Source organism: Bacillus sp. HMF5848, from assembly GCF_003944835.1.
Classification (GTDB): Bacteria; Bacillota; Bacilli; order Bacillales; family HMF5848; genus HMF5848.
This window is the reverse complement of the sequence record NZ_RWIV01000001.1, coordinates 991,599-1,017,814: the sequence shown is the minus strand read 5'-3', so window position 1 is coordinate 1,017,814 and position 26,216 is coordinate 991,599. Positions and strand designations below refer to the sequence as shown.

Sequence of the window (26,216 nt, the reverse complement as noted above, 5' to 3'; positions counted from 1 at the left end):
AGAGACAGATAATATAACTCACAGTATTGAACGCAATCTAATACCTAACACATATAATATTCGCCTATCCCTTCAGTAAAAAGACGAGAAATTTATTTCTCTTTAAAGAACCATTATTATCCCTATTACATTGCACTTGCCTACTAACCCGCTCTGCTAACACGAAATAAAGGTTGTAATCCTTGCTCCAGGTAAGAAACCATGATGTATAGGAGGAAAATAAATTTTTATCCAGCATTCAGTATATTCTCAAAGACATGTGGGTCATTTATGATAAACCAATATTCTTTAACGCCATTTGTTACTTTAGTGTACTTTTCATTAAATACTGTTAACGTTATTTTTTCACCAAAAAAATAAAAATGTAATGTTAATGAGATTTCACTTAATTCAGAAGGAACATAATCAATTTGTTCACCTAATTCTGCTAGTGCATTTGTTAAATTAATAATTCTAAAAGAGGAAAACATTCCATACGAATAATCCGTGTCTACTTCCACATACCCACTTAATGCTAACTTCGTCATGATTGGAATATTCCCCTCAAGATATGGAGGAGGTGTTAAAAATGCGTTTCCTAATAGATGCAAATTTTCACTAGTAGCGTAGTACTCATCGTTAACCCTAATGATGTCTCGAGCTATGACATCAATTGTTAACTCTTCTCCATCTTTAACAAAAGTATATTGATAGTTGGGCACGTCAGAAAACGGTCCACTTCCAAATGGTTCCGGGTCTCTAAATCCACCAATTAAGTCCCCAATAGCAGTCATTATTCTTTCATCAGAAATAGTAACTTCATTGTCGTCCCCAGGTTTTGAGATACTCACTTTATCCCAATTATCCACTCTAAGTAATGAAAACTTCTTATCAAATTCTTCATACCATTGTTCCACAGCAGCTGGGGAAGTTAATAAATTATCTTTTTCTATCTTGTTGATTTTATCTTCTAATCTAACAATCTTCTCTTGAAGAAGGTTGTTATGCTCTTTAAGTTGTGAATTCTCCATATCATATACATCAACTTCTTCAACCTTACATCCAACCAATAGTAAAATAAGTACACAAGTAAACAGTATCGTTTGTAATGTTCTCAATATATCTCCCGCCATTTCATACTAACTTGCTTCTTTATTTCAATAAACAAAGGCCATTTCCTTCTTAAAGATTTGACATTCCTCTTGAAATTTACAATCTGTAAGAAAAAGTCCATATGATGAACAATAGATAAAAGATATGATGAAATTAATTGGGTAACATTTTCATTTTTTTCCGCACATTTATCTCTCCCCAGTCGTTATACATAGTGAAAGGAGGCTGCCGTGTGTCTTTAGATCTCGAAGATCAATACGATAAAATCTATCGATATTGTTATTTTAAAACAAGAAATCAGCAATTAGCAGAAGATTTGACACAGGAAACGTTCTTGAAATATTTTAGTCAAACTTCTTATATCAATCGAGGGAAGCCTCTTGCATACCTCTATACCATTGCTAGAAATCTGTGTATTGATGCCAATAAAAAGATAAAAGTGGAGTCCTTACAGCAGGATATTCCAGTAGGAAGTGAGTTTGATAGGTTTGCAACAAATTTTGAAGTCAAACAGGCAGTAGAATCCTTATCAAAAGATTTACAGGAGCTCGTTTTACTTCGCTATGTAAATGACTTGTCATTAGCAGAAGTTAGTAGCATTGCAGGCTGTTCTCGATTTGTTATTTATCGAAAGTTACAGAAAGCACTAAAGAATTTAAAACAGATGCTAAGGGAGGATGATTTTTTTGAATAGAAAACTAAAAATCGAATTAAAATCAGCCTTTCACACGCCTACTCCAAAACGGAAAGATGAGTTTTTGAAAAATCTAGACTTCCCTAAGACAAGCAACCTAGACTTTATTTATAATCAAGTATTCTATATTAGAAAACGAGTGTGGATTAGTTCTAGCCTTATATTAATAGGTGCGCTATTAAGCTTGTATTTGTTAACTGATATCAATTCGTTTAGCGTGTTATGGTCAATTTCGTCCATCTTACCATTTATAGCACTACTCTTTATTACCGAGGTTGCACGAAGTAAATCGTATAACATGGCTGAGCTTGAAATGAGTTGTAAATATAATCTTTTAAATATTATACTCGTACGTTTAGGAATTTTAAGCGGGATTCACTTAGTCACATTCACTATCCTGATATTAGCATTGTTTGAAAAAATGGAGTATGGCTTAATACGTGTTGGGATTTATCTACTTGTTCCCTTTTTACTTACTTGTGTTCTATCCTTACTCGTACTAAACCATTTCAAAACAAGAGAAGTAACCTATATATGTGGAGGTATCAGTTGTTTTGTCAGTATTTCCAGCAGCATTATAAGTGTTTCAAATGTAAGCCTTTTTGCTGATCAATTATTCTACGTATGGGGTATTGCATTTTGCATCTTACTCGTAGCAGTGGCAATACAGACTGTTAAATATATAAAGAAATTGGAGGAGTTAGCGTGGAACTTAACATAGACCGCTTAACAAAGCAATATGAAAACAAAATTGCTGTTGATCGCATTTCTATTACACTCAGTAAAGGAGTTTATGGACTATTAGGCGCTAATGGGGCAGGAAAAACTACATTAATACGTATGATGTGTGGTGTACTCAAACCTACCAGTGGGGAAGTGACGTTTAACGGAATAGATGTGCAGCAAGAAGAGTATCGGGAAGCTTTAGGCTATTTACCTCAAGAATTTGGTTATTATCCAGAATTTACAGCCATAGAGTTTTTGTATTATATGGCAAGTTTGAAGGGACTAAACAAAAAAAGAGCAAAAGAAAAGTCAGCGGAACTTCTAGAACTAGTGTCACTAACCGATGTAAGAAAAAAGAAAATAAAAACTTTTTCTGGTGGAATGAAACAGCGGCTAGGCATTGCCCAGGCTTTGCTCAACAATCCGAAAATCTTAATTTTGGACGAACCAACTGCGGGACTAGATCCTAAAGAACGGGTGCGTTTCCGTAACCTTATTTCTCGTCTTGGTGCGGAAAGAATTGTACTTTTATCTACACACATCGTATCTGACATTGAAAATATAGCTGGTACTATATTAATGATGAAAGATGGACAGTTTATTCATAGGGGAAGTTTAGAAGAGATTATAAGAGTAATTGATCATAAGGTTTTTGAATGTAACGTTGATCCCCAAACAGCAGAAAAAATGATGTCAACTTACCCTGTCATTAATATTAGAGAAAATGAGTCCAATGTGTTTTTGCGGCTAGTGTGTGATAAAAAACCTTGTGAGCAGGCCCATAGTGTACAGGCTACATTAGAAGACTTATATTTATACTACTTTAGTGAGGTGAGTGACAATGAGTAGTTTTTGGGATCTTGTAAGGTTTGAATATAAGAAGATCTTTAAAAGGAAAAGTACATATATAACACTATTTTTAGCATTGTTAGCTATTGTTTTAGGAAATGTAGGAACACTCATAGGCCACCATTATGTTGATGGTATACCAAAGGAAAGTAAGTATGAATCTATGGTTACCGACATAGAGTATGCAAGAGCACTAGCCGGGCGAAAGCTTGATTCTAGCTTACTTTTAGAGACAAGAGAAGCATACGCAAAAATCCCTGAAAAAGAACGCTATATAACAACCATGGAATATGAGCAATATGCCCGACCATACAGCAGCATAAGAAGAATTATGATACCTGTATATAATACAGGAGCTCAGAGATTCGCACTTGAGGATCTTCAAAATCTAAGCACAAAACAAGCAGAAGATTTTTATACCATTAGACAATCCAAAGTACAAGATGTCGTTCAGAACACATCGTTACGTGATAGATCAAAAGAAAAGTTACTACACCTAGACTCAAATGTAAAAAAACCATTTGTGTTTGATTCAATAGAAGGTTATCAGAGATTTCTAGTTGTCATGTATACAACAGGGGTAATGTGTTGCTTTGCAGTTGCTATTTGTATTGCTCCCATTTTTTCAGAAGAATACGGTACAGGCGCTGCTCAATTGATTCTGTCGTCGAAGTACGGGAAAAATAAAGTTATTTTTGCAAAGCTATTCACTGGTATTTCATTTGCCACAATTATTTACATGTTTCTAGCAGTCATTACTTATTTGGAGTGTATGTTTTTATATGGATTCGACGGAGCTTTGGCAGCCTTCCAATTATTTCAACCACTAAGTGTATATCCATTCAATATGTGGCAGGTATCAGCTATCTTCGCAGGTTGTATATTACTTGCAAACATTTTTACGGTTGCTATCACTTTGTTACTTTCATCGAAGTTCAAATCACCTTTTGGTGTTATCATTATCATTAGCGTGATCACTTTTACACCTATGATGATGAGCGTGTCAGAAACAAATATCTTGCTATATAATTTGTTTCATTTGCTTCCGTCTAATATGATGACAATTTGGTCAACTTTATCGCCTATTCAATATGAAATGATAAACGTATCAGTGTCTCCTTTTATATTTATGCCGATATTTTCATTATTGATGACCATCGTTCTTTTACCATTTGCATATCACAGTTTTAAAAATCACCAGGTTCTTTGAACTATCCACCGGAGCTGGGGTATTAACAGCTCCTTGTTTCACTAAACTGAGTTTACTTGAATAAGGAATTATTTTCATGCCAATCTTTTTCCATCCTACTCCAACCATATAAAGCGAATGCAAACCCTATTGTTAAACATATAATCCATACAATTAATACCTCAGTAATTGCAATCTCAATTCTAAATGAGTTAAGGAGAAATTTAATTATATAGTAGTCAATTACAAGCGGTAATGATAAGACAAGGCTAAACATCAAGACAAATCTTTGTTTTCCTTTTTCTCTTATTTGACTCCAATTCACCATTAAAAGTCCTCCAATCATACATTAACACTTACACCATAAATATGATTAGTTAGCATACAAAATTCTTGTATGCTATTCTGCTTCGTCAGTAAAATAATTCCAACACAAAAGCACTTCTCCTTCTTGAAGAAATGCTCTTCTTTAGCAAAAAATAACCCATACCAATTTACTATTAAATAGCTAAAATCTAGCAATAAAAAGACACTATCCTATTCCCTATTTGGGCTAATGTCCTTCTATTGCTCATACATAATATTACCTGTATTAGATACATCATATCCAATTGATGCTAACTCTTCTTTAAGAGTACCTGATTGAAGTATTCTAAGAATTGTTGAAATCAATTGTTTATTCTCCTCGGACTTTAACATTACTAAATCATATCTTTCATTAATTAAGGGAATAAAATCAACTCCGACAATCTTCGCTACTTTTTCTGTGCCAATACCAACATCAGCAACTCCTTTTGAAATGATTCCTCCAACACCTAAATGACTAGTTTCTTCATTAAGATAACCTTTTATATCTGCAGGGCAGATCCCTTCCTCTCTTAACTTTTCATCAAGAAAGATTCGTGCTCCCGATCCCTTTTCTCGATTTATTAGTTTTACATTATCACTTAACAAATCTTTAAATTTACTTATTTTCTTTGGATTCCCTTTAGCAACATAGAATCCGGATTGTCTCGTTATTAAATTTACTACTATCAAGGGGTTGCTTACTAATATTCTTCTTATGTAAGGAATATTGAATTCTCCAGTTTCACTATCATATAAATGAGTGCTTACAATATCTGCTTCTCCTTTATACATAGTTATCAAGCTGTCTAAACTGCCAACATACGAACGAAGTGGTCTTATCCCTATTGCCTCTTTTTCAAGATACTTTGTAAGCAAATCTAGGCAGTTGTCTTGTCCACTTATTATTACTGACCGCGAATTTTGCTGAGGAATTTTCACAGTATTATTGCCTTTGACGATTGAGCCTTCACTTTTCCGAATCCTTTTTTCCTTGTTCTTATATTCCTCAAGATCTGAAGCATCCACTCTCATTTGTCTTCCGACTCTATATGCTGGTAATTTCCCTTTTTTTATAAGATCGTAAACGGTCAATTTCGATACCTTTAGAATTTGAGCAATTTCTTCTGTTGTATAAGACTCATTCTCAGGCATAATAGATAACCTCCAAAAATATTTATCGTATATTCATATTTTATCATTCACATGAATTAGATTCCTAATTATAATTTAAATATAAGTAGTTATAATTAGTTATAACTACTTATAACAATTTTCCATTTAAAACTATTTATGACTAATCACTTATACCTACTTATAATTAGATTACATAACACCGGAGGTTTATGAATGAAACGTTTTAAGTTAGTCACTGTTATTCTGTTTGTATTTTTGTTTTTAATCGGATGTAACAATCAAGGGGCAAGCGAATCTACTAGCAACAAACATAACAAAAAAAGTGAGGTACTAGTCTCTGCAGCAGCAAGTTTAACAGATGCTTTGTTAGAGTTAGAAAAAACTTTTGAATCTACTTATACTTCAGTGGATATTTCATATAATTTCGGAGGATCAGGAACTCTAGCCCAACAAATTCTACAGGGCGCACCAACGGACGTCTTTCTATCCGCCAACCAAAACTGGATGGACACCCTTGAAGCAGAAGAACACATCTTACCTGAAACGAGAATTAATTTTACTGGAAACAAAATTGTACTTATTGCACAAAAAGAAAAGTCATATGATATAAATTCATTTGAGGATATTAATCAAAGTCCAATAGGCCAAATTTCTATTGGAAATCCAGATAGTGTACCTGCTGGAAAATACGCAAAGGAATCGCTTGTTAGTATTGGAAAATGGGAGCAACTGCAAGAGAAGGTTGTTTTGGCGAAAGATGTTCGGCAAGTCTTAGCTTATGTACAATCAGGTAATACAGATCTAGGGTTTGTATACTCTAGTGACGCTTCCATTTCTGAACGAGTAGAAATTTTAGCAGAAGCGAATTCAGATTGGCATACACCAATTGTGTATCCTGCAGCAGTAATAGCAGACAGTGATAATGCTGAAGCTGCAAAGTTATTTGTCCAATTTCTGCAAACCGATGCTGCAAAAGATATTTTAGCTCAATATGGATTTAAGTAAGAAGGTGTGAGGCCAATGAATTATTCACCATTATTCCTATCCTTAAAAGTAGCAAGTATAGCAACCTTTATTGTTTTTATCTTTGGAGTTTTTTTAGCAAGAGTTGTGTCTCGAAACGAATTCCCAGGTAAAAATGTGATTGAGTCGATTATCTTATTACCAATGGTATTACCACCTACTGTTGTAGGATTTGGACTATTATTTTTATTTGGTAAAAACGGTCCTATTGGTAGTTTATTATTAGACTGGTTTGACTTTCAAATAGTATTCACATGGATTGGGGCTGTCATCGCTTCTGTTGTCGTTTCTTTTCCACTTATGTATCAGAGTGCATCTGCTGCATTTAGAAATTTTGACTTGAATGTAGAAAATGCTGCACTCACAATGGGTGCATCAAAATGGAAGGTATTCTGGACGATATCTTTTCCTCTTGCATTTCCAGGATTACTTGCAGGTATTGTTCTTACTTTTGCAAGAGCTTTAGGGGAGTTTGGAGCAACGTTAATGCTTGCTGGTTATATTCCTAATAAAACAGATACGATTCCAATAGCTATCTACTTTGCTGTTGAATCAGGAAAAACGGAGATTGCGACCACTTGGGTTATCATTATTGTTCTCCTTGGATTTAGTTCCATCATGTGGCTGAATTGGTGGACTAAACGTAATATATTAAAATTCTCAGCGAATACAAATGATTAGAGGTTGTGCATATGCTTTCTGTAAATATTCAAAAGAAAATGCCTAACTTTACGATTGATGTTGATTTTCAAGTGGAAAATGAAATAGCAATATTATTTGGTCCATCGGGATCAGGTAAAACAACCATTCTTAACTGTATATCAGGTCTGACCAGACCAGATACAGGGACTATCTCACTATTCGAAACAATACTCTTCAAAGGGAAAAAACATGCATTGCCTATTCAAAAAAGGAATGTTGGTTACTTATTTCAGGATTACGCATTATTCCCGCATATGACTGTTATTAAAAATATTGAATATGGTAGTAAGGATAACAGCCTTGTTAAACAATTAATAACAGTTCTTGATATTCCGCACCTTCTTAACAAATATCCTAGACAAATTTCTGGGGGAGAAAAACAAAGAGTGGCTTTAGCACGGGCTTTAGCAACCAAACCACAGATATTATTACTTGATGAACCATTTTCTGCATTGGATCAAGAGATTCGAGAAGAATGTCAGTCAGAATTATTGCGGCTCCATAGTATATGGAATATTCCCGTGATTATGGTTACACATGACCTTCAAGAAGCTAAAAAAATAGGTAGTCAAATCCTTCGAATGAGTAACGGAATAATTACAGAAAGAATTACAAATCAAAATGAACAGAATAGTCTTCTAACATTTTAGTTTAAAATTTCAATTATGAGATCAATAAACAGCAAAGAGAACAGAAATCACCCGAAGTAAATAGCCCTAAATTAAAAGGTGAGCCAACTAACGGCCCACCCTTTTGTTTTTACAGATTAGTATTTTCTTCTGAATCGCTCAGCTTACTAGTCCATTTGCTTAAGTACTTTGATGCTAATTCTTTACCACCAAGTCCGAAGGATAAGCCGAATGCTAACGCCAATCCACCTAGAACTAACACGAATGCTGCATTAACGATGGAAGCCGCAACACCTAACTGATCTAATGCCATAAAGAAGGACAGTGTGATGATTGTGTATTTGGCGATGTATCCTAGAACTTTATAAAGTTCATGACCTTGTAGAACGCGTTGTAACATTTTTTGAACCAGATTCCCAAGGTAAAATCCTACACCTAGAATAATTAGAGCTGTAAATAGATAAGGTAAGTATGCAAATACACCGGTTGCTAGCGTTACGATAAAGCTTAACTCTACTACTTCTAAAGCTTCAATAATGAATAATAACGCGATGACAACTTGAGCAATTTGACCGATAATTTTTGATAGAGTCGTATTGCTATTTTCTGAATCTAATTTTCCAAGACCCATTCGTGATAGTAACGAATTGACACCCATATTTTCAAGTAAATTGCTAACAATATTGCTTGTCCATTTCCCTAGCCATAAACCGACGAGCACTAAAACGATGGCCACAATAATATTTGGCAGCATTGTTAAGAATTCATTCAGCATATTAACGGCAGGGTCTGAAATACCGTTAATGTTAAGACGCTCGAGTGCGGCAATGACTACTGGAATCAGAATCAGTACGTAGACGATGGTTCCAATAATTGACGAAAGACTAGTTCCATCTAGAATTTTAGATAAACCGAATTTATTGGATAAACGATCGACTCCTACATTTGCCAATAAGTTTTTTATGATATCTCTGACAATTCTCGCAATGACCCAACCAATTAATACAATTAAGGTAGCAGCAAACAGTTTAGGTAAGAATGCCAATAAACTTCCGATCATTCCTGCAAATGGCTCAGAAACCCCTGTAATATTCAGGGCGCTTAATACGCCAGGAATAAAAATGAGTAAAATTAAGTAAAAGACAACTTTAGACGTGCTCTTAACAGCTTTTTCAGCTTCTTCTTCAGAACGTACGACACCCCACTGAACAAAACGCTCTTTCAGCTTGAACAGACGGGCACCTTTTTCAATTAACCAACTGAAGACAGTTGCGATAACCCAACCTAATAAAAGAACAAGGGCTGCTTTTAGCACACTTGGTATGGCTGTTGTAATAGATGACAACATCTCAACTAGTGGTGCAGCGATAATGCTTAAATTTAGAATGTTGAAGAATAAAATAAACACAAATACCATCAAAATATAATAAACTGTTTTTCCGACAGCCTTTTCAGCAGTTTCCTTTCTCTCTTCATTACCATCAAACAGCTTGTTATGTAGCTGAAACTTTTTAAGTAGCTTTGTGACGCCACTGCCTATTCCTTTAGCTATTAACCACCCGATAAATAAGACGATTAGAGCAAATAACAGATCAGGTAAATTTCCTAAATAACTCATAAACGATTGAACAATACTGTCTATATCTCTCAAGTGCATCACTCCTCGTATATTGTAGTACATAGGTTATTTTCCCGTCTGCGCTCTCTCTAAACCTATTAATTTTATTTTTTCACCATTATATTTCTTCGAGTCATTCTTTTCTTTAATCATATGTTTTCTTCACTTATCATAGCTAAACTAACCTCGCCCGCTAGTTAAAGTACATCCCTAAACCAACTCCACATGAACAAAATATGTAATTCAATTACCCTTGGATTTTATCAAACCAACGCAGCAAACAGCGTTCCATATCAGATGACAATTCAAATAAAAAAACAGATTTAGATTTTTACACCTAAACCTGCTTTTTCAAATTACCCAATTTTATTTTCAAATTTCTTAGTCATCCATATGAGCCAAGCCATATTAATAACAAAACCGACGATCACGTATAAAACAAAGGTCCCTATACTGCTGTATCTTTCTACAAACGCCATGACAGGCCAATAAGTTGGCACTATTCCAAATAGAAGCATCACTGGATTTTTAAAAATATACGGTATGATAGGTACTACTAGTGTTAGATTTAGAACCTTTGATAGCGCTAAGCCTTCCACTTTATTGGAAGCAAACATGACCATAGCCATAGTAAATAGAGATGATCCTAACGCATTTAAGACAGCAATTGGTAAAAACGTAATCACTTCAAACGAGACTATACCTTGCACGTACATGAATACAAATGATAAAACAAAGGTCAGCAGTATAGGGCTAATCAATCGGTAATACACATACCCTGTTTTTGTTAATGGTGTAATGGAGAAAAACATGAGAAGCTCTTCGTCACGTTCATCTAACACGATAAAACCGATTAAGAATCCCATCATAATGGGGGTTATTAATAACCCTATCCCGATTATTAAATCGTAATGATTACTTAAGTCTAGTAAATTAAAGTCATTAAGCTTCTCTGTGAGAACCGGTAAAGCAAATCTAATAAGTACAGCAAACAGAACGGGCAATAGTATGGCAACAACAAGAATGGGATCCTTTTGTATTTGCCTAATGTCACTCCCTGCTAACGCAAACATTCTTCTCATGAGCTCCTACCCCCTACACCAAGTACAATGTACCGATAAAAGCTATGATAGGCCCATACATATGCTAGAATAATCCAAGCTACTAACGTGAGAATCGCATATACATATACGTTTAGCTGAAGAACGTGAAAGCTTCCTTCAATCAAAAGCAAAGCTGCTTGACTCGGTAAAAGGTAATACAGCCACAACTCAGGACCACCAAAATATTGTATGATAGGCACAAAAAAGACTACGACAAAAATGGGGGAAGTATACAAAAAGGCATTCACCGATTGTACGCGAACGGCCAATATAAGACCTAGTAAAGTAAAGAAAATAGAGCTTAATAATACGCTCACCATTAATGGGACTACTTGAATGTCACCTCCATGAGAGGAAAACATAATAAGCAAGCTAGTGATAACAGCAAGAAGTGATAACGATAAGACTTTGCTTATCAAATATTCATGAACATGTAACGGTGTCACAAATAACGGATCAAAGATGGCCTGGGCTCGTTCCAGTAATACAATTCCTCCGATAAAAAAGAAACCAAGAACAGCTGGATCTGTAAAAATTATTACTGTTGATAGTTCTTCCTTAATTACATCTGGTAGAAAGAAAAGTATGCCGATATAAAATGCACTTACAAATGCGTACGCTATATAGAAGCCTTGCCTCAATTGAAACCGAATATCCATGCCAACAACATGTAGAAACCTCATGTGAGCTTCCTCCCTGTTGTTTTTATGAAAATATCCTCTAACGTCGCTTCTTGGGTATGCATCGTAATAACCGTTTCACTTTCTAGTATTCTATGAAACTCTTTATTGCTACTTAACCCTTCGAGGGCAAAGTCTTCCGTAGCAACAGAAGCCCCATTTTCATACTCTACCTTTACAACCTTTTCGCCATTTTTCACCTTAAGTTGCTTAGGGGAATCAATTAAAGCGATTTTTCCATCGACAATGAAAGCAACTCGGTCACAAAGCTGGTCAGCCGCCATCATGTTGTGTGTCGTTAATATTACTGTTTTTCCTTTTTCCTTTTGCTCAAGGATTAATTCCTTCATGCGGTTGCCATTCACCGGATCTAGTCCTGACGTTGGCTCATCTAAAAATAAAATATCTGGATCATTTAACAGTGCTCGACAAAAATTAAGTCTCATTTTCATTCCTTTTGAATAGCTATCGAAGGGAGCATTCGCATCTCCTTCTAGGCCAACTAATCTCATAAGCTCTAACGGAGCAATCGTATTTGATTTGTACATTTTTTGAAAAAATGCAAGGTTTTCTAAACCGGTAAATTTTCGATAGAAGTTTGGAAACTCAAAGGCAACACCAATCTTTTCATAATAATCATTACTTAATTGACTTAACTCTTTTCCACCGACCGATACATGACCTTTATATTCTTTTAAAATACGAATCAAAATCTTTTGAATGGTGCTCTTACCAGCACCTGATGGTCCTAAAAATCCAAAGATTTCTCCGCTATCTACATGAAAGTCGACACCTTTTATGACATCGTCCTTCTTATTGGGATAGCGATACGTTAAATTTTTCACTTCAATCATTTTTGCTACTCTCCCTTCGAGACAATAATCCCATTGGCAATACAATCCGCAAGTAGCTCAGCTGTTTCAGGGTATATGTCTTCTCCAATCTCCTTTTTATGGAGGATAATGGTAAAAAACGCTCTAATCATTCCAACAATAACATCTGGTTTTCCTTCTTTTAAAATACCTTCCTGCTTCCATTTTTGAATAAAAGGATAGAATGCATCTTGGTCATTGGTAATATGTGCATGTAATCGGTCTGCAGGAAGCTTTCTCATCAAAACCTCCATATCATCTCCCATTAACATATTTTTAAAAAATGGCCGTTCCTCGAATTGTTTTAGCCCTATTAATAGAATCTCTTTTAGTATGTCAGGTGTCATACCACTCGATAAAAGAGGGAGTAGTTCAGCTTTCATTTCTGCTTCTTCTTGTTCTAATATGTCAAAGTATAGTTCCTCTTTCGATGTAAAAAATAAATAAAAGGATCCTTGGGCAATTCCAACAGCCTTTGTTATTTGGCTAATACTTGTTTTTTTTAGTCCATATTGACTAAATAATGCTTTGCCTTCTTCATAAAGCTTGTCGCGAATAACATGTTTTTCTTGCTCCGAAAAACCCTTTGCCATCATCCTCAACTCCATTTTTGAACGTATGAATATTTTTATTTTTTATTCATAAAAATTTTAACATATATTTGAAATTAATTCCATATAAATCGGGTCAATTTTACAGCCTAAAGAAAATAGATGTCCACATTCATGGACATCTATTTTATATACAAATTATTTCGTTTGACTACCCAAAATCACCGTTGATAGCGGTGGTACAAGCACTGTGCGTTTATTTACTTTTGCTTCATTACTAAGTAACTCATCCCATTTGCTTACAGAACTCGGCAAAGTGACTTCTACTTCTTTTCGATTAGCATTGTGAATAACGAAAATCGTTTCACAATCATCGTCATTTGCATGGTTGCGAAGTGTATATGCTACACAGTTTTTCGGTGCTTTTTCGAAAAATAAATGCTTGCGAATTTGCTCTGTCGTTTGCATACGAAATGCAGGATGTTTGCGGCGAATTGAAATCAAACTTCTAACATAGTCCACATCTTCACCAAATTCATAGCAACGCTGCCAATCTAGCCAGTTCACACTTGTCGGTGATTTGTAACTATTTTCGTCGCCACCTTTTGTACGCATAAATTCCTGACCAGCATGTAAAAACGCTATCCCTTGAGATGTTAACACAATAGCTGTCGCAAGACGGTGCATTTTCTTACGGTCCAGCTCGCTATCAGATGGGTTTGTGAGCTCAAGCTTGTCCCACACCGTATGATTATCATGTGCTTCCACATAGCTTACTGTTTGGTTTGGTTCGTCAGCAAATGTCCGAATGTCTTTATCATACGCAATTCCACCAACAATCCCTTTTTTCATGTCTAGCTCGCTATTCTTTTTCCCATTTACAAAGCCCGCTTCATCCTCGTAAAACACACTTCCCTTTAATCCATCGCGTAAGTAATCGTTAAAATGAGCGATTCTTGGCATTTTACTCGCATTTTCTTGATTCGCTTTTTGCTCTTCACTAAGTGGTGTATTTAAAACCCAGCCTTCTCCTATCGTCATGATAGTCGGGTCAATTTGATCTAAACGAGCACGAATTTCATTCATCGTATCTACATCATGTAGTCCCATTAAATCGAAACGGAAACCGTCAAATCCATATTCCTTTGCCCAATAGCAAACCGAATCGACAATGAATTTACGTACCATCGTGCGTTCGCTTGCTGTATCGTTTCCACATGCTGAACCATCCGCAAGCTTTTCTCCTGGTACGTCATATCGAAAATAATAGCCAGGTACAAGCTTTGTAAAGCTCATTCGATACGCATCAAACACATGATTATAAACAACATCCATAATGACACGCAATCCATTATCGTGCATTGTTTTAATGAGTTGCTTTAACTCTTTAATACGACTAGCTGGGTCATACGGATTTGTTGCATAAGACCCTTCTGGCGCATTATAGTTTTTCGGATCATATCCCCAATTGTATTGCTCTTCATCTAGTCGTGTTTCATCAACACTATCTGTCGAATAGTCATACACCGGCAAAAGCTGAACATGCGTCACGCCTAACGATTTAATATGGTCTAAGCCAGTTTGAATGCCACCTGGTCCTTTTGTACCTAACTCTGTTAAACCAAGATATTTTCCTTTATGCTGAATCCCACTCTCTGGATGCATCGAGGCATCGCGAACATGAAGTTCATAAATAATAGCATCTGTCGGTGCTGCAAGAGGTGGTTTCGTACCTGGCCAACCAACAGGAGTCGTATCCGCTAAATCAATGATAGCCCCTTTATCACCGTTTACGCCAACTGCACGTGCATAAGGGTCTACTGCTTCATTCCATTCCTCTTCTATGCGCACTTTATAAGTATAGTATTTTCCTGCCAGGTCACCAGTCAATGTTACAGACCAAGTCCCATTCTCGGCCTTCACCAATGGGTGGGACTGGCCGTTTTCACTATCATATTTCTCATAAATGTTAACATAAGCTTCTTCAGCCGTTGGAGCCCATAGACGGAACGTTGTATCCTCTTTCGTATAAGTTACACCTAGGTCATCACCGTTATATGTATACTTTTCGTCAAAAGACTTTGAAAAAACAGAGCCATCACCGTATGAAATATTATAATTAATTTGTTTTTGTACAGCCATTATGTCATCTCCTTCTTTATTTATATTATCAAATTTGTGAAATCGGTTGCACTAATTTTTTTAAAAAAATAGCCCCAAGATGGGAGCTAGAGATTTTTAGAGGATTACTTAAAAAAGATAGATGACTATCTGTTGTTAGCTCCGTAGACTTATTACGCAAGCGCAGAGCTTTTTGTATCCTAGTTTAATCATGAAAATGACAGTGGTGCATTATCCTAATAATAATAGAACAGTTAAAACCCTCTTAACTTTCAAGACAGTTATGTTTTACATTTTTGAAGAAGAAATATTGTTTCGACCAACTTGTAGCTGATTATAGACATCTTCCGCAATCAGTTGAAGAGTTTTTTTATGAATAAGCTTATATGTACTGATTTTAATATATGATTTTTCATTCAACTTTCTCTTTGCTAAAAGCTGGTCAAGTTTAGGTAACCTAAAGTCCTTAATAGGTAAATAGGCTAATGTCATATTATCTGTGTCTGTTTTAATAATAATATTTATCCCTGACACCGTTGGAAATACTAAACTTGAATAGTCTATTTTAATAGTTATATCCTTTTGCTTTGCCTGTTTAATAATAGGTAAATTACTCGGGAGTGATACAAAATAAACCATTTGTTCAAACGAAAAGTCTAACTCCTCTAGGTTCAATTCAAGAGACCGCAATTTTTTTCTTGAATGGTTTCTTAACTCTAGCAAATAAAAGTAGCGGCTACTTAACAACATCACAAAAGCATACACAAAAATAAATACCGTGACGGTATAGCCAATCATTGCTCTCAGTCTCCTTCAAATAAAATAACTTTGTTTTTGCCTGTAGCTTTCGCTTTATATAGTGCTTTATCAGCATAGTCTAGAAGTTGGTCAGGGTTTATAACAGTTGTGCATTCTGTTGACGCTACACCTAAACTGATAGTTAGATGCCCTGTTGGCTGGTTTTCTTCACAAGGAAATTTAGTCGCTACTACGTTACTACGTATCTCTTCAGCTAATTCTACCGCTTGGTTTTTGCCCATTTTGGGAAGCAAAATAACAAACTCTTCTCCTCCGTATCGACAAGCAATATGATGAGAATCTATCGTGCCCTGAATTACATTCGATAGTTTGCTCAATACTTCATTTCCAAGAATATGACCATTCGTATCGTTAAAATGTTTAAAATTATCTATGTCCAAAATAATAACTGATAGTGTATTTTCATTTGAAAAAATATTCGAAGAAAGTGTTTGGAATGCTCTCTGATTATACAATCCTGTCAAACCATCTTTTAAAGCCATATCTTGCACCTTACTATACAAACGGGCATTTTGAATAGCAATAGCTGCTTGATTCGCAATCGGTATGGTACTATCAATATCATTTACAGTAATTGGATTTTTGTTAACAGGATTATCAATGATTAAAACACCAACTTTATCACCTTGCTGGATTAAAGGTATTACAGCAAATTCTGTCATATTAAAGCGCTTAACAAAATCTTGTAACGTTTGGTCACTTATATTGTGTTCTTTTATATGAAGAGGATTACCATTATCTAGTGCTTGACTCAGAAAGTTTTTTTCTTCCAGACTAATACATAATTCTTTCACATGTTGATTCAGAAGTGTATCACGAGGTACTTCTGTTTCACTTATTTCAATTAGTTCTTTAAGTTTAAACTTATTTTTCACAATAGATTCCCAAGTAGCATACCCTTCATCCGCATTCATCGGACCTGTCCCCATTATACCTTTTAGATGCTTTTCTTCTTCATCATCTACTAATAAAATCATGGCTCTATTAAATCCTAGCCCATACCCTGCTGTTACTGTTGTTAGTATAGTTTTTATTAATTTTTCTAACTGTAACGCCTTTTGAATAGAAGTACTAACGCCTTTCAAAACGCTTAATTGCTTAGAATTATCAATAAGATAACTTAACCATCTATCACGTTCACCTTTTATTTTCAGGAAATATTGATACAGTACAATACTACCTAAAGCAAACAGGATGTATTCTAACATTATTACAGGGCTTGTTACGTCTGTTTGTATAGATAAAACAAAAGATGCTATAGATACACTTACAATAGCTCCGTATATAAAAAATGAAATAATGGATACACAAATAAATAAAAAAGCTAACCACTCTGTATGAATAGAGTCAAATAAAATGCCATCAAATATAATTAATGCAAACGTTGACATAACTAACATCAGCTTGTCGACTGTTTCATTCATCTTAAAGCGAAACAAGTTAGTAATGATTGCAATAACTATAATATAAACAATAAATTGAGCGTATTGCATCATCACCATAGTTTTTTCTCTCCTAAAATAGATATAAAGTCCTATTATTATTTTATCATAGTTAAATAATAATAGGAATTACACAAAAAATTTTTACACTTATTTAGCGAAACGAAACAAACATTTTAAAAAAATACCTTTAATAAATCAAACCTTAAACGTCTACTCTTTTTATAATCATAGCAAACTTAGAGTAATCTTCTCTTGTTTTTTTATCATAATCTCTTGCTATTATAAAATCTTTTTTATGTTGCATAAAAAACGGTCACCTAATATTAAAGTGACCGTTTTTCCATATTTTAACCATTATAGTGATTCAATAAATGATTTAAATGCTCGGACGCCTCTTTCATCTCTCTTAAATACACCCGCGTGCTCTAATATTGTAGTGAAAACAATGCCAATTTCCTTTTTTAATACATCATCTATCGAATCAACTGTTTCATCAGGATGTTTTTCCAAAATCTTAATTGCCCAGTCCGCATGTTTTTGAATGTCAGGTTGTTTTTTAAGTTCTTCTATCGGATTATTTGAGACTAACGCCTCTCCAACTAGCTTTAACTCTTCCTTTAAACGACCAGGTAACACAGCAAGACCCATCACTTCAATTAAACCAATATTTTCTTTCTTTATATGATGCACCTCATCATGTGGATGAAAAATACCCATTGGATGCTTTTCACTCGTTCGGTTATTACGTAACACAAGATCAAGCTCAAACATTTCTCCACGTCGGCGTGCGATTGGCGTAATTGTGTTGTGTGGCGTGTTATTTGTGAATGCATGTATATCTACTGATTCATCACTATACTCACGCCAAGTTCGGAAAATATAATCAGCAGCATCTACAAGTTCGTGTAGATTTAAACTCTGCAGTCTCACCACAGACATAGGCCACTTAACAATTCCGGCTCTTGTATGAGGAAAGTTCGTTAGCTGAAAGTCGAACTCAATCTCAGCTTTTGCCATCGGAAAATCATGATTGCCACCTTGAAAATGATCGTGGCTTAAAATGGACCCACCCACAATCGGTAAATCTGCATTGGATCCAAGAAAATAATGTGGAAATATGCTAGTAAAAGCAAGCAGACGCTCAAAGGTCCGCTTTGAAATTTTCATTGGTTCATGTGAGTCCTTTAAGACAATGGCATGCTCGTTATAATACACGTATGGTGAAAATTGTAAATGCCACTTTTCACCGTCTAAATCAACAGGTATAGTCCGTAGGTTTTGACGTGCTGGATGATTCAAACGACCGGCATATCCGACATTCTCCTTACAGAGGAGACATTCTGGATACGAGCTATTTTTGATCTGTTTTGCAGCCGCAATTTCTTTTGGATCTTTCTCTGGCTTTGATAGGTTTATTGTTATCTCTATTTGACCGTAATTTGTATCCGCAAACCAATGTTCATTTTTTGCAATCCTGTCTGTTCGAATATATAACGAGTCTTTTGATAGTTGATATAAATAATTAGTTGCTTCGGTTACATCTTTATAGCCAAAAAACTTATTAATGACATCTGATGGTCGAGACACAAACACACCCATAATTTTCGTGTCTAATAAATCCCGCTCTGTTGTCGTGTTGTTACGGATACGACCATTTTCATAAGCCCAATCTAATATCGCATTTAGTATTTCAACGGGAGTTTCTTGCTCGTCATCCGGTATTTCAGCTGGTTGTTCAAAATCAGCTAATTCCAGTATCGCCAATAATTGATTTCTAGTAAAATCTAGGTCATCTGTTTCAATGAGCTTTTTTGTCATACCATAATGCAATAAACGCTCAATCTCAACATAAATATTCAAAGGAAACGCATCCTTTCATTTTGTAGAACTTCAAACAATAGCATATGCGCCTTTCCAACGTGGTCGTGGCCATATCTTTTCCTTTTTGTTTAGAAAATCGACTGGTGACAGACCATTTGATTGTTAGTAAAAGATACTCACACATTAGCTATATGAGGTAACATCAACACATTCTGACGTGTTTTTCAATTCAAGCACTTTTAGCTCATGTCACGTTTTATTTTAGTCATTGTAACCATGCGGATGTCTTTGATGCCAGCTCCATGCACTTGCAATAATATCTTCAAGTGACGCATATTTTGGTGTCCAACCTAATTCTTCCATCGCTTTCTCTGAAGATGCTACTAACTTCGCTGGGTCCCCGGCACGACGTGGTGAAACAACTGCTGGTATATCTTTACCAGTTACCTTTCTTGCGCAGTCAATCACTTCTTTTACCGTAAATCCGTTCCCATTTCCTAAGTTATAAACAGCACTGTCACGATCAGCTCTTAATCTGTCAATCGCTAGTAAGTGCGCAGATACTAAGTCCACTACATGAATATAATCACGAATACAAGTTCCATCGTGTGTATCGTAGTCTTCACCAAAAATGGAAATATGGTCTCGCTGTCCTAAAGCGACTTGTAGTACAATTGGAATTAAATGCGTTTCAGGATCATGGTCTTCCCCTATATCATGCTCCGTGTGGGCCCCTGCCACATTGAAATAACGGAGAACAACATGCTTGATACCAGACCACTTTAACATTTTTTCAATTGCTAGCTTTGTTTCTCCATATGGATTTGTTGGTGTTGTATCATCTGTTTCCTCAATTGGAACTCGTTTCGGTTCCCCATACGTTGCAGCTGTTGATGAAAAGACAATTTTGTTCACGTCATGATGCTTCATTACTTTTAATAAGCATAACGCTCCATAAACATTATTATCATAATAATCCAGAGGCTTTTCAACGCTAACTCCGACTAGTGAATCAGCAGCAAAGTGCATAACCTCTGTTATTTGATTTTCTGAAAAAACAGTACTTAGAAACTCTGTATCTCGTAAATCTCCTACATAAAGCGTAGCGCCTTCTAATACAGCGCCTTTATGCCCTGTTTGTAAATTATCAACTACTACAACTTCTTCTCCACGCGCTAGTAATTCTGCCACTGCATGACTTCCTATATACCCAGCACCACCACAAACAAGTACTGCCATTGTATCTCCTCCTACAATAATACTTCTTCTAGTTTTCTAGCTCCTTCACCAACTTCTACTACATAGAAGTCCGCCTCGAGCTTCGTTTTTAACGTATACTCTTTTGACACATTCGCAATAAACGATTCTATTTTATTATTTTCTACGATACAAACCGCGCAACCACCAAATCCTGCACCTGTCATTCGAGCACCAATGACACCATCTTGTTTCCAAGCTGCTTCTACCATCGTATCTAATTCAAAGCCCGATACTTCGTAATCATCGCGTAATGAGATATGTGATTGATTCATAAGCTGACCAAAGGCAGCGATATCTCCATTTTGTAGTTTCTTAACGGCTTGCATCGTACGCTCATTCTCGTACACAGCATGCTTAGCACGTCTACGGTCGACTTCATTTGAAATAAGGTGTTTACTTTGATCAAACTGTGCAGGTGTTAGCTGACAAAGTGAAGCTATAGATAGCTCTTGTTGTAATTGAGATAATGCACGTTCACATTCATTTCGACGCTCATTATATTTAGAGTCTGCTAACCCGCGTTTTTTATTTGTATTAGCAATGACAAGAGACATATTATTCAATTTAATAGGACTATACTGATAGTCAAGTGTATCACAATCTAATAAAATAGCTTGATCTTGCTTACCCATTCCGATAGCGAATTGGTCCATGATACCACAATTCACGCCGATAAATTCATTTTCAGCACGCTGGCTTAATTTTACCATATCAATCATACCTATTTGTAAGCTGAATAAATCTTTTAGTAAAACAGCTGTCACGACCTCAATGGATGCAGACGAGGATAAACCTGCACCGTTTGGTATGTTGCCAAAAAACAAAACATCGAAGCCTGAAGTGATGGAATATCCCTCTTGCTGAAGCATGTATATAACACCTTTTGGATAATTAGACCAATCATGCCGCTTATCATACGATAAATCTTTAATTGATGTTTCAATCACATTCATTTCAGTAAAGTTTTTTGAATAAAGACGAAGTATATTATCGTTTCGCTTGCGAGCAATTGCATATGTCCCTACACTTAAAGCACATGGAAATACATGCCCGCCATTGTAATCAATATGTTCCCCAATTAAGTTCACTCGACCGGGTGCAAAGTAACTGCTAACATCGTTAATTGATCCACCGAATACATTAACAAATTCATTCTTAAGCGCTTTCAGCAATTTTATCACCTTTTTTAGTAAAATTTTAGTTCTTGTTTTTATCTTAGCAAAAGTACTGAAAAATGCAATAGCAAAGAATAAAAAAACGTTAGATTAATTTGGTTTTTACACCTTATTAATCTAACGCTTACATTTATTGTGTTAAGCTTTGACGATTCTTTTATTTCACCGTATGTTCATTATTTTTCTTAGTACGAACATTTACAACATATACTGAATCATGTACATGGGTAACTTCAGATTTATACCCCTGATTGTCGAGTACTTTAACCATGTCCTCAGATGATATTCTGTGATGCACAGGCGGTCCCATGTCTGATTCAACAGCTTCCCAATCAACAATCATGAATTGTCCGCCAGGCTTTACAATTCGCTCAAACTCAGCAAGTGCTTTTTTCATATCGGGTATCTCATGCATAACAAATGCGGTAAATGCTTTATCCACACTATTATCCTCGAGCATTATTTGCTCGAGATCACTCTCTATACATACGATATTATGTATGTTTTCTTCATGCATACGTTCCTTAAGAAGTTCTAGCATTTTCGGCTCAATGTCTACTGCATATACACGCTCTGTGCTTTTAGCAAACGGCACTGTAAAAAAACCATTTCCAGCGCCTAAATCAGCAACAATATCGTTCTTGCTTAGTCCTAGCAATGAAACAATCTTTTCTGGATTCACTATCTCTTTTCTTTTTGGATCAATAAGTTTATTGGCTTTTTCTGGATTAAATCGATGACCCGCCATAACCACACTCCTTAAATCAGTTCTTATCCTTTGAAAGTAAGCTTCGTAATGCTTCCTGTTCTGTAAAAATTTCTTTAGCAGTTCGCACTCCTAATTTACGAAACAAAGGCATGGGAGGGCACCACCCTTGTAACACATGTTGTATCATAAATCCTGATGCGACACCTGCTAGAAGAAACCAGCTTTTGTTGCGAAATAACCCCAAAAATGTTGAGAGTAAAACAATAACTGCATAGTTAATCTCTAAAGTTCGCTCCATATCCCATTCGTAATCCAAATCTCTTATGCGTTTGTGTGTTTCTTCCTTGCTTTTATATTTATATATTTTAACACTATCCAATATATTTCTATGTATTTGTGCATTTATGTGAGGCTTCGTTCGTAGATTGACTTTGCTCGTTGTTGGTGCGAATAGTTTTCCAATATTCATTAAGACTCTCCTTACTTTTTATTTTTAGTGTGCCTAATCACTGCATTTTTAAAAATAAAAAGGGGGGAGCCCCCCAACTATAATATATCAACCCATATTTTTATCGCTGTGGCCAAAATTAATAACGCTAACACAACTTGAAGAATTTTTGTATTTACCTTCTTCCCAGCTTGTGCTCCTAATGGCGAAGCAATCAAACTAGCCACCACCATGATAGCGGCTGGAGCATAATCAACTTGCCCGGTCGTAATTTTACCAACAGTTGCTCCAATTGAAGAAATAAATGTAATTGCTAATGATGAAGCGATTGTCATTCTAGTAGGAATCTTTAGTACAACTAACATAATTGGTACTAATAAAAAGGCTCCTGCCGCCCCGACTATACCTGCGCCTACCCCAACAATCAAGGCAAGAGCAGCAGCTAACCACTTATTAAAGGTTACTTGGTCCAGTGGAATATCATCTATTCCCTTTTTAGGAACAAACATCATAACAGCCGCAATTAAAGCCAATATACCATATACTAAATTAATGCCACCTTCTGACATAAGCTTTGAGCCAAATCCTCCTACAAAGCTTCCAATTAGTATACTAGTTCCCATGTAGATTATCAGTGTTTTATTTAAGTAACCGCCTTTTCTATATGCCCATACTCCACCTATTGTTGCAAAAAACACTTGCACAGCGCTTATTCCAGAAACCTCGTGTGCACTAAAAGCCGCTAAACCGAATAGTGGCGGAATGTACAGTAGCATTGGATATTTAATAATAGAGCCACCAATACCTAACATCCCTGATATATATGAACCTATAAAGCCGATTAGAAAGATTGTTATAATAAATGCAAAATCCACGTGCCAACACGCCCCTTCCTAGGATGCACGATTTTACTTGAGGCCCGTCGAAACGGGCTCAAGTTTTTTATCGAACGGCACAACGATTTGGACCGATCTCCATTTCTCGTTGTTCATCTTCATTCGGTGAGATCTTCCCCATATTTGTTTTGCGAATCTCTTGATATGCATTTGGTTGCGGTGGTAGATTTTCTGTTACAAGCTTTCTGAATTCTTCTTCATCTTCAATATTTAAACCGTGATTTTTGGCAAATAAAGTACCTAGCTTTTCAGCTACACTTCCATCATCATTTAATTCTTCCATAATCATGAAATGAGCTGGTAATACAATAAGGTCATTTGAAAGTTCTTTGTAACGCTTATAAAGAGTCTCTCTTAAATCAGCAACCCAATCTTCAGCTAATCCAGCTAAATCAGGGCGACCGATAGAATCAACGAATAAAATATCCCCTGATAGTAAGAATTTTTCATCTACAACAAATGATGTTGAACCAATTGTATGTCCTGGTGAGTATAGTGCGTGAATATTAATTGTTGTATTTCCAATTGTCACATCATTGCCACCTTCTAAAGGTGCATACTCAAATGTAACCTCTGTTGCATCCTTTGGTGGCAACCAGTACGTTGCATTTGTTTTTTCTGCAATTATGCGACCACCAGAAATGTGATCGGCATGTAAATGCGTATCAAAAACGTGCTTAATTGTTGCTCCATTTTCTTTTGCAAAATCAAGGTACACGTCTACCATACGAGTCGCGTCAATGATAGCTGCTTCACCATTTGAAACAACCATGTAAGATAGACACCCTTTTCCGATGCGGACGAATTGATACATTTCTCCGCCACCTTTTAGATCGCCTACTTTAACAGGCTCTAAGTGCTCGCTCCAAGCTTTCATTCCACCTGCTAAATATGATACATCACGCCCAGCTTCGGAAAGCATTTCTGCTACCATCACTGATGAGCCTTCCTTCGCACAAGAAACTAACACATCTTGATCTGTTGGAATTGAATCAAGTATCTCTTCCACACCATCAAGCAACTCAAAATATGGAATATTTAAATGTGTCACGTTTTCTCCTTCAATTTTCCAATCTTGAAAATCAGTTTCGTTTCGAACATCTAATATAAATAACTTCTCTTTATTAAAAATTCTCCTCGTAATTTCCTTTGCAGTCATTGCTTTTACAGTCATTTTAAAATTACCCCCTATAGTATTTAATTACGTAAAAAATTTTTCAAAACGTTAATGTTACATCAGCATCTTTTGCAAATTCTAAAAATGTTACGGCACCGCCAACTTCAATTCCATCCACGAAATGCTCTGTTTCTAATCCCATTACATCCATCGTCATTTGACAACCGATAAATTTAACGCCCATCTCTTGAGCCATTTCTACTAGTTCTGGAATGCTAGGTGCATTTGCTTTAGCGAAGCCTTCAGCGAAATGTTCTTTTCCTTCTGGCATCGTAAGTTGTCCGTAAGCATCTTTGTGAATCAAGTTTAACCCTTCAAAAGTGAAGAAAATTGCTACCTCTTTATCTGTTGCTGCGGCAGCAGTCGCAATATTAAAAATTTTATATGCATCGAATAACCCACCGTTACTAGCAATAATGGCTACTTTATTAGACATTACTTACTCCCCTTTGTTTGTTTTTCAACAGCCTATATGGTTGTGAATCTTTTTGGTGCGATGAAACCTCGGTTTGGTGCGATAATCAAATTAATCTAAGCTCGCAGTTCTACCATTCCAGTTCGTCATCCCTGGCACAACATTCGTTACTTTAGCAAAGCCTTTTTCCGTTAGCTTTTGTGCCGCTAAATCGCTTCGATTACCTGTACGGCACACTACATAAATATCAGCTTCATTATTTAACTCATTTATACGTGCGTCCAATTCCCCTAGAGGCATAGAGATTGCATTTGGAATATGATTAAATGCATATTCTGCAGCTTCTCTCACATCAAGGACAACAATGTTTTGATCAAGTTTTGTCTCTAGTTCATCATTTGATATAACATGCGGATGTTTCTTTTCAATTTTTTCATCACCAGAAGATTTTCTCACATAATGCTTTAATGTTTCGCCTTCTTCTATAGTCCCAAGGTATTGATGACCGGCACTATTTGCCCAAGCTTTTAGGTCAGCCTTTGATCCTTTATCTGTTGCTTGCACCTCAAGAACTTGACCGGGTTCTAATTCATTGATTGCTTTTCTAGTTCTTACAATCGGCATTGGGCATGCTAAGCCTTTTGCATCTAACACTTTATCAGTTTTAATGGCGTTCATATTAATATACCTCCAGTTTACCCTTTTAGTTGTCAAATTGAA

At 35.9% G+C, this 26,216-nt stretch carries 27 protein-coding genes; 7 read left to right on the top strand and 20 right to left on the bottom strand.

Translation table 11 applies throughout. The annotated features are described in order from the left end of the window. Positions 1-227: 227 nt before the first annotated feature. Positions 228-1,097 carry a hypothetical protein gene (locus EJF36_RS04950; RefSeq protein WP_125905257.1) on the bottom strand — a complete coding sequence of 290 codons (870 nt, stop codon included), beginning with the start codon at positions 1,095-1,097 and terminating at the stop codon, positions 228-230. A 227-nt stretch (positions 1,098-1,324) separates the two neighbouring features. Between EJF36_RS04950 and EJF36_RS04945 the strand changes: the two genes are divergently transcribed. Genes EJF36_RS04945 through EJF36_RS04930 form a run of 4 tightly spaced genes read left to right on the top strand, consistent with a single transcriptional unit; the run spans position 1,325 to position 4,571 of the window. Next, positions 1,325-1,786, top strand: coding sequence for an RNA polymerase sigma factor (locus EJF36_RS04945; protein ID WP_125905256.1), 462 nt, complete (start codon positions 1,325-1,327; stop codon positions 1,784-1,786). Beyond that, a complete protein-coding gene (locus EJF36_RS04940; RefSeq protein WP_125905255.1) occupies positions 1,779-2,507 on the top strand; it encodes a hypothetical protein in 729 nt (242 codons plus the stop codon). Before EJF36_RS04945 ends, EJF36_RS04940 begins: the two co-directional genes overlap by 8 nt. Further along, a complete protein-coding gene (locus EJF36_RS04935) occupies positions 2,492-3,361 on the top strand; it encodes an ABC transporter ATP-binding protein (RefSeq protein WP_125905254.1) in 870 nt (289 codons plus the stop codon). Before EJF36_RS04940 ends, EJF36_RS04935 begins: the two co-directional genes overlap by 16 nt. Continuing rightward, complete coding sequence (locus EJF36_RS04930; protein WP_125905253.1) at positions 3,354-4,571, top strand: ABC-2 family transporter permease; 1,218 nt, start codon at positions 3,354-3,356, stop codon at positions 4,569-4,571. Before EJF36_RS04935 ends, EJF36_RS04930 begins: the two co-directional genes overlap by 8 nt. Positions 4,572-4,623: 52 nt before the next feature. Here EJF36_RS04930 and EJF36_RS04925 read toward each other — a convergent pair whose 3' ends face one another. Together EJF36_RS04925 and EJF36_RS04920 are read right to left on the bottom strand one after the other, a co-directional pair. Then, positions 4,624-4,878: a hypothetical protein gene (locus EJF36_RS04925; RefSeq protein ID WP_125905252.1), complete on the bottom strand. Its 255-nt coding sequence runs from the start codon at positions 4,876-4,878 to the stop codon at positions 4,624-4,626. Between the two features lie 236 nt (positions 4,879-5,114). Then, positions 5,115-6,050, bottom strand: a complete 936-nt coding sequence (locus EJF36_RS04920; RefSeq protein WP_125905251.1) for a helix-turn-helix transcriptional regulator — start codon at positions 6,048-6,050, stop codon at positions 5,115-5,117. Positions 6,051-6,245: 195 nt separating this feature from the next. On the opposite strand from EJF36_RS04920, the gene modA reads away from it, so the two are divergent. The 3 genes from modA to EJF36_RS04905 are packed head-to-tail and all read left to right on the top strand — an operon-like array spanning position 6,246 to position 8,407. Further along, entirely contained in the window at positions 6,246-7,037 is a 792-nt protein-coding gene (gene modA / locus EJF36_RS04915) for a molybdate ABC transporter substrate-binding protein (RefSeq protein ID WP_125905250.1), read from the top strand. A 15-nt stretch (positions 7,038-7,052) separates the two neighbouring features. Then, positions 7,053-7,736 carry a molybdate ABC transporter permease subunit gene (gene modB / locus EJF36_RS04910; protein WP_125905249.1) on the top strand — a complete coding sequence of 228 codons (684 nt, stop codon included), beginning with the start codon at positions 7,053-7,055 and terminating at the stop codon, positions 7,734-7,736. A gap of 11 nt (positions 7,737-7,747) precedes the next feature. Then, complete coding sequence (locus tag EJF36_RS04905) at positions 7,748-8,407, top strand: ATP-binding cassette domain-containing protein (RefSeq protein ID WP_125905248.1); 660 nt, start codon at positions 7,748-7,750, stop codon at positions 8,405-8,407. A 109-nt stretch (positions 8,408-8,516) separates the two neighbouring features. On the opposite strand, the gene EJF36_RS04900 is transcribed toward EJF36_RS04905, so the two are convergent. The 17 genes from EJF36_RS04900 to EJF36_RS04820 form a co-directional block, all read right to left on the bottom strand. Then, the gene (locus EJF36_RS04900) at positions 8,517-10,004 is read right to left on the bottom strand and encodes a mechanosensitive ion channel (RefSeq protein WP_458772701.1); all 1,488 of its coding nucleotides are present in this window, start codon (positions 10,002-10,004) and stop codon (positions 8,517-8,519) included. Positions 10,005-10,360: 356 nt separating this feature from the next. After that, complete coding sequence (locus EJF36_RS04895) at positions 10,361-11,086, bottom strand: hypothetical protein (protein WP_125905247.1); 726 nt, start codon at positions 11,084-11,086, stop codon at positions 10,361-10,363. Beyond that, positions 11,083-11,790: a fluoroquinolone export ABC transporter permease subunit gene (locus tag EJF36_RS04890; protein WP_125905246.1), complete on the bottom strand. Its 708-nt coding sequence runs from the start codon at positions 11,788-11,790 to the stop codon at positions 11,083-11,085. The genes EJF36_RS04895 and EJF36_RS04890 overlap by 4 nt, the downstream gene beginning before the upstream one ends. Next, positions 11,787-12,641: an ABC transporter ATP-binding protein gene (locus EJF36_RS04885; protein WP_125905245.1), complete on the bottom strand. Its 855-nt coding sequence runs from the start codon at positions 12,639-12,641 to the stop codon at positions 11,787-11,789. Before EJF36_RS04885 ends, EJF36_RS04890 begins: the two co-directional genes overlap by 4 nt. A 5-nt stretch (positions 12,642-12,646) precedes the next feature. Further along, a complete protein-coding gene (locus EJF36_RS04880) occupies positions 12,647-13,255 on the bottom strand; it encodes a TetR/AcrR family transcriptional regulator (protein ID WP_260471827.1) in 609 nt (202 codons plus the stop codon). Between the two features lie 153 nt (positions 13,256-13,408). Continuing rightward, positions 13,409-15,352 (bottom strand): type I pullulanase, encoded by a 1,944-nt coding sequence (gene pulA, locus EJF36_RS04875; RefSeq protein ID WP_125905243.1) that lies wholly within the window; start codon positions 15,350-15,352, stop codon positions 13,409-13,411. Positions 15,353-15,619: 267 nt separating this feature from the next. Next, complete coding sequence (locus tag EJF36_RS04870; protein WP_125905242.1) at positions 15,620-16,129, bottom strand: hypothetical protein; 510 nt, start codon at positions 16,127-16,129, stop codon at positions 15,620-15,622. A 5-nt stretch (positions 16,130-16,134) separates the two neighbouring features. Beyond that, a complete protein-coding gene (locus tag EJF36_RS04865; RefSeq protein ID WP_125905241.1) occupies positions 16,135-17,652 on the bottom strand; it encodes a sensor domain-containing diguanylate cyclase in 1,518 nt (505 codons plus the stop codon). A 297-nt stretch (positions 17,653-17,949) separates the two neighbouring features. Next, positions 17,950-19,455: a UDP-glucose--hexose-1-phosphate uridylyltransferase gene (galT, locus tag EJF36_RS04860; protein WP_125905240.1), complete on the bottom strand. Its 1,506-nt coding sequence runs from the start codon at positions 19,453-19,455 to the stop codon at positions 17,950-17,952. A 222-nt stretch (positions 19,456-19,677) separates the two neighbouring features. Then, entirely contained in the window at positions 19,678-20,655 is a 978-nt protein-coding gene (gene galE / locus EJF36_RS04855) for a UDP-glucose 4-epimerase GalE (protein WP_125905239.1), read from the bottom strand. A gap of 11 nt (positions 20,656-20,666) precedes the next feature. Next, positions 20,667-21,848 (bottom strand): galactokinase, encoded by a 1,182-nt coding sequence (locus EJF36_RS04850; protein ID WP_125905238.1) that lies wholly within the window; start codon positions 21,846-21,848, stop codon positions 20,667-20,669. A gap of 160 nt (positions 21,849-22,008) precedes the next feature. Continuing rightward, the gene (locus tag EJF36_RS04845; RefSeq protein ID WP_125905237.1) at positions 22,009-22,599 is read right to left on the bottom strand and encodes a class I SAM-dependent methyltransferase; all 591 of its coding nucleotides are present in this window, start codon (positions 22,597-22,599) and stop codon (positions 22,009-22,011) included. Positions 22,600-22,615: 16 nt separating this feature from the next. Beyond that, positions 22,616-23,029: a YgaP family membrane protein gene (locus EJF36_RS04840; protein ID WP_260471826.1), complete on the bottom strand. Its 414-nt coding sequence runs from the start codon at positions 23,027-23,029 to the stop codon at positions 22,616-22,618. A 77-nt stretch (positions 23,030-23,106) separates the two neighbouring features. After that, entirely contained in the window at positions 23,107-23,883 is a 777-nt protein-coding gene (locus EJF36_RS04835; protein WP_125905236.1) for a sulfite exporter TauE/SafE family protein, read from the bottom strand. A 67-nt stretch (positions 23,884-23,950) separates the two neighbouring features. Further along, complete coding sequence (locus EJF36_RS04830; RefSeq protein ID WP_125905235.1) at positions 23,951-25,078, bottom strand: MBL fold metallo-hydrolase; 1,128 nt, start codon at positions 25,076-25,078, stop codon at positions 23,951-23,953. 43 nt (positions 25,079-25,121) lie between these two features. After that, positions 25,122-25,517, bottom strand: a complete 396-nt coding sequence (locus tag EJF36_RS04825) for a DsrE/DsrF/DrsH-like family protein (RefSeq protein ID WP_125905234.1) — start codon at positions 25,515-25,517, stop codon at positions 25,122-25,124. A gap of 90 nt (positions 25,518-25,607) precedes the next feature. Beyond that, on the bottom strand, positions 25,608-26,174 hold the full coding sequence (locus EJF36_RS04820) for a sulfurtransferase TusA family protein (RefSeq protein WP_125905233.1): 567 nt from the start codon (positions 26,172-26,174) through the stop codon (positions 25,608-25,610). Between the last annotated feature and the right edge of the window lie 42 nt (positions 26,175-26,216).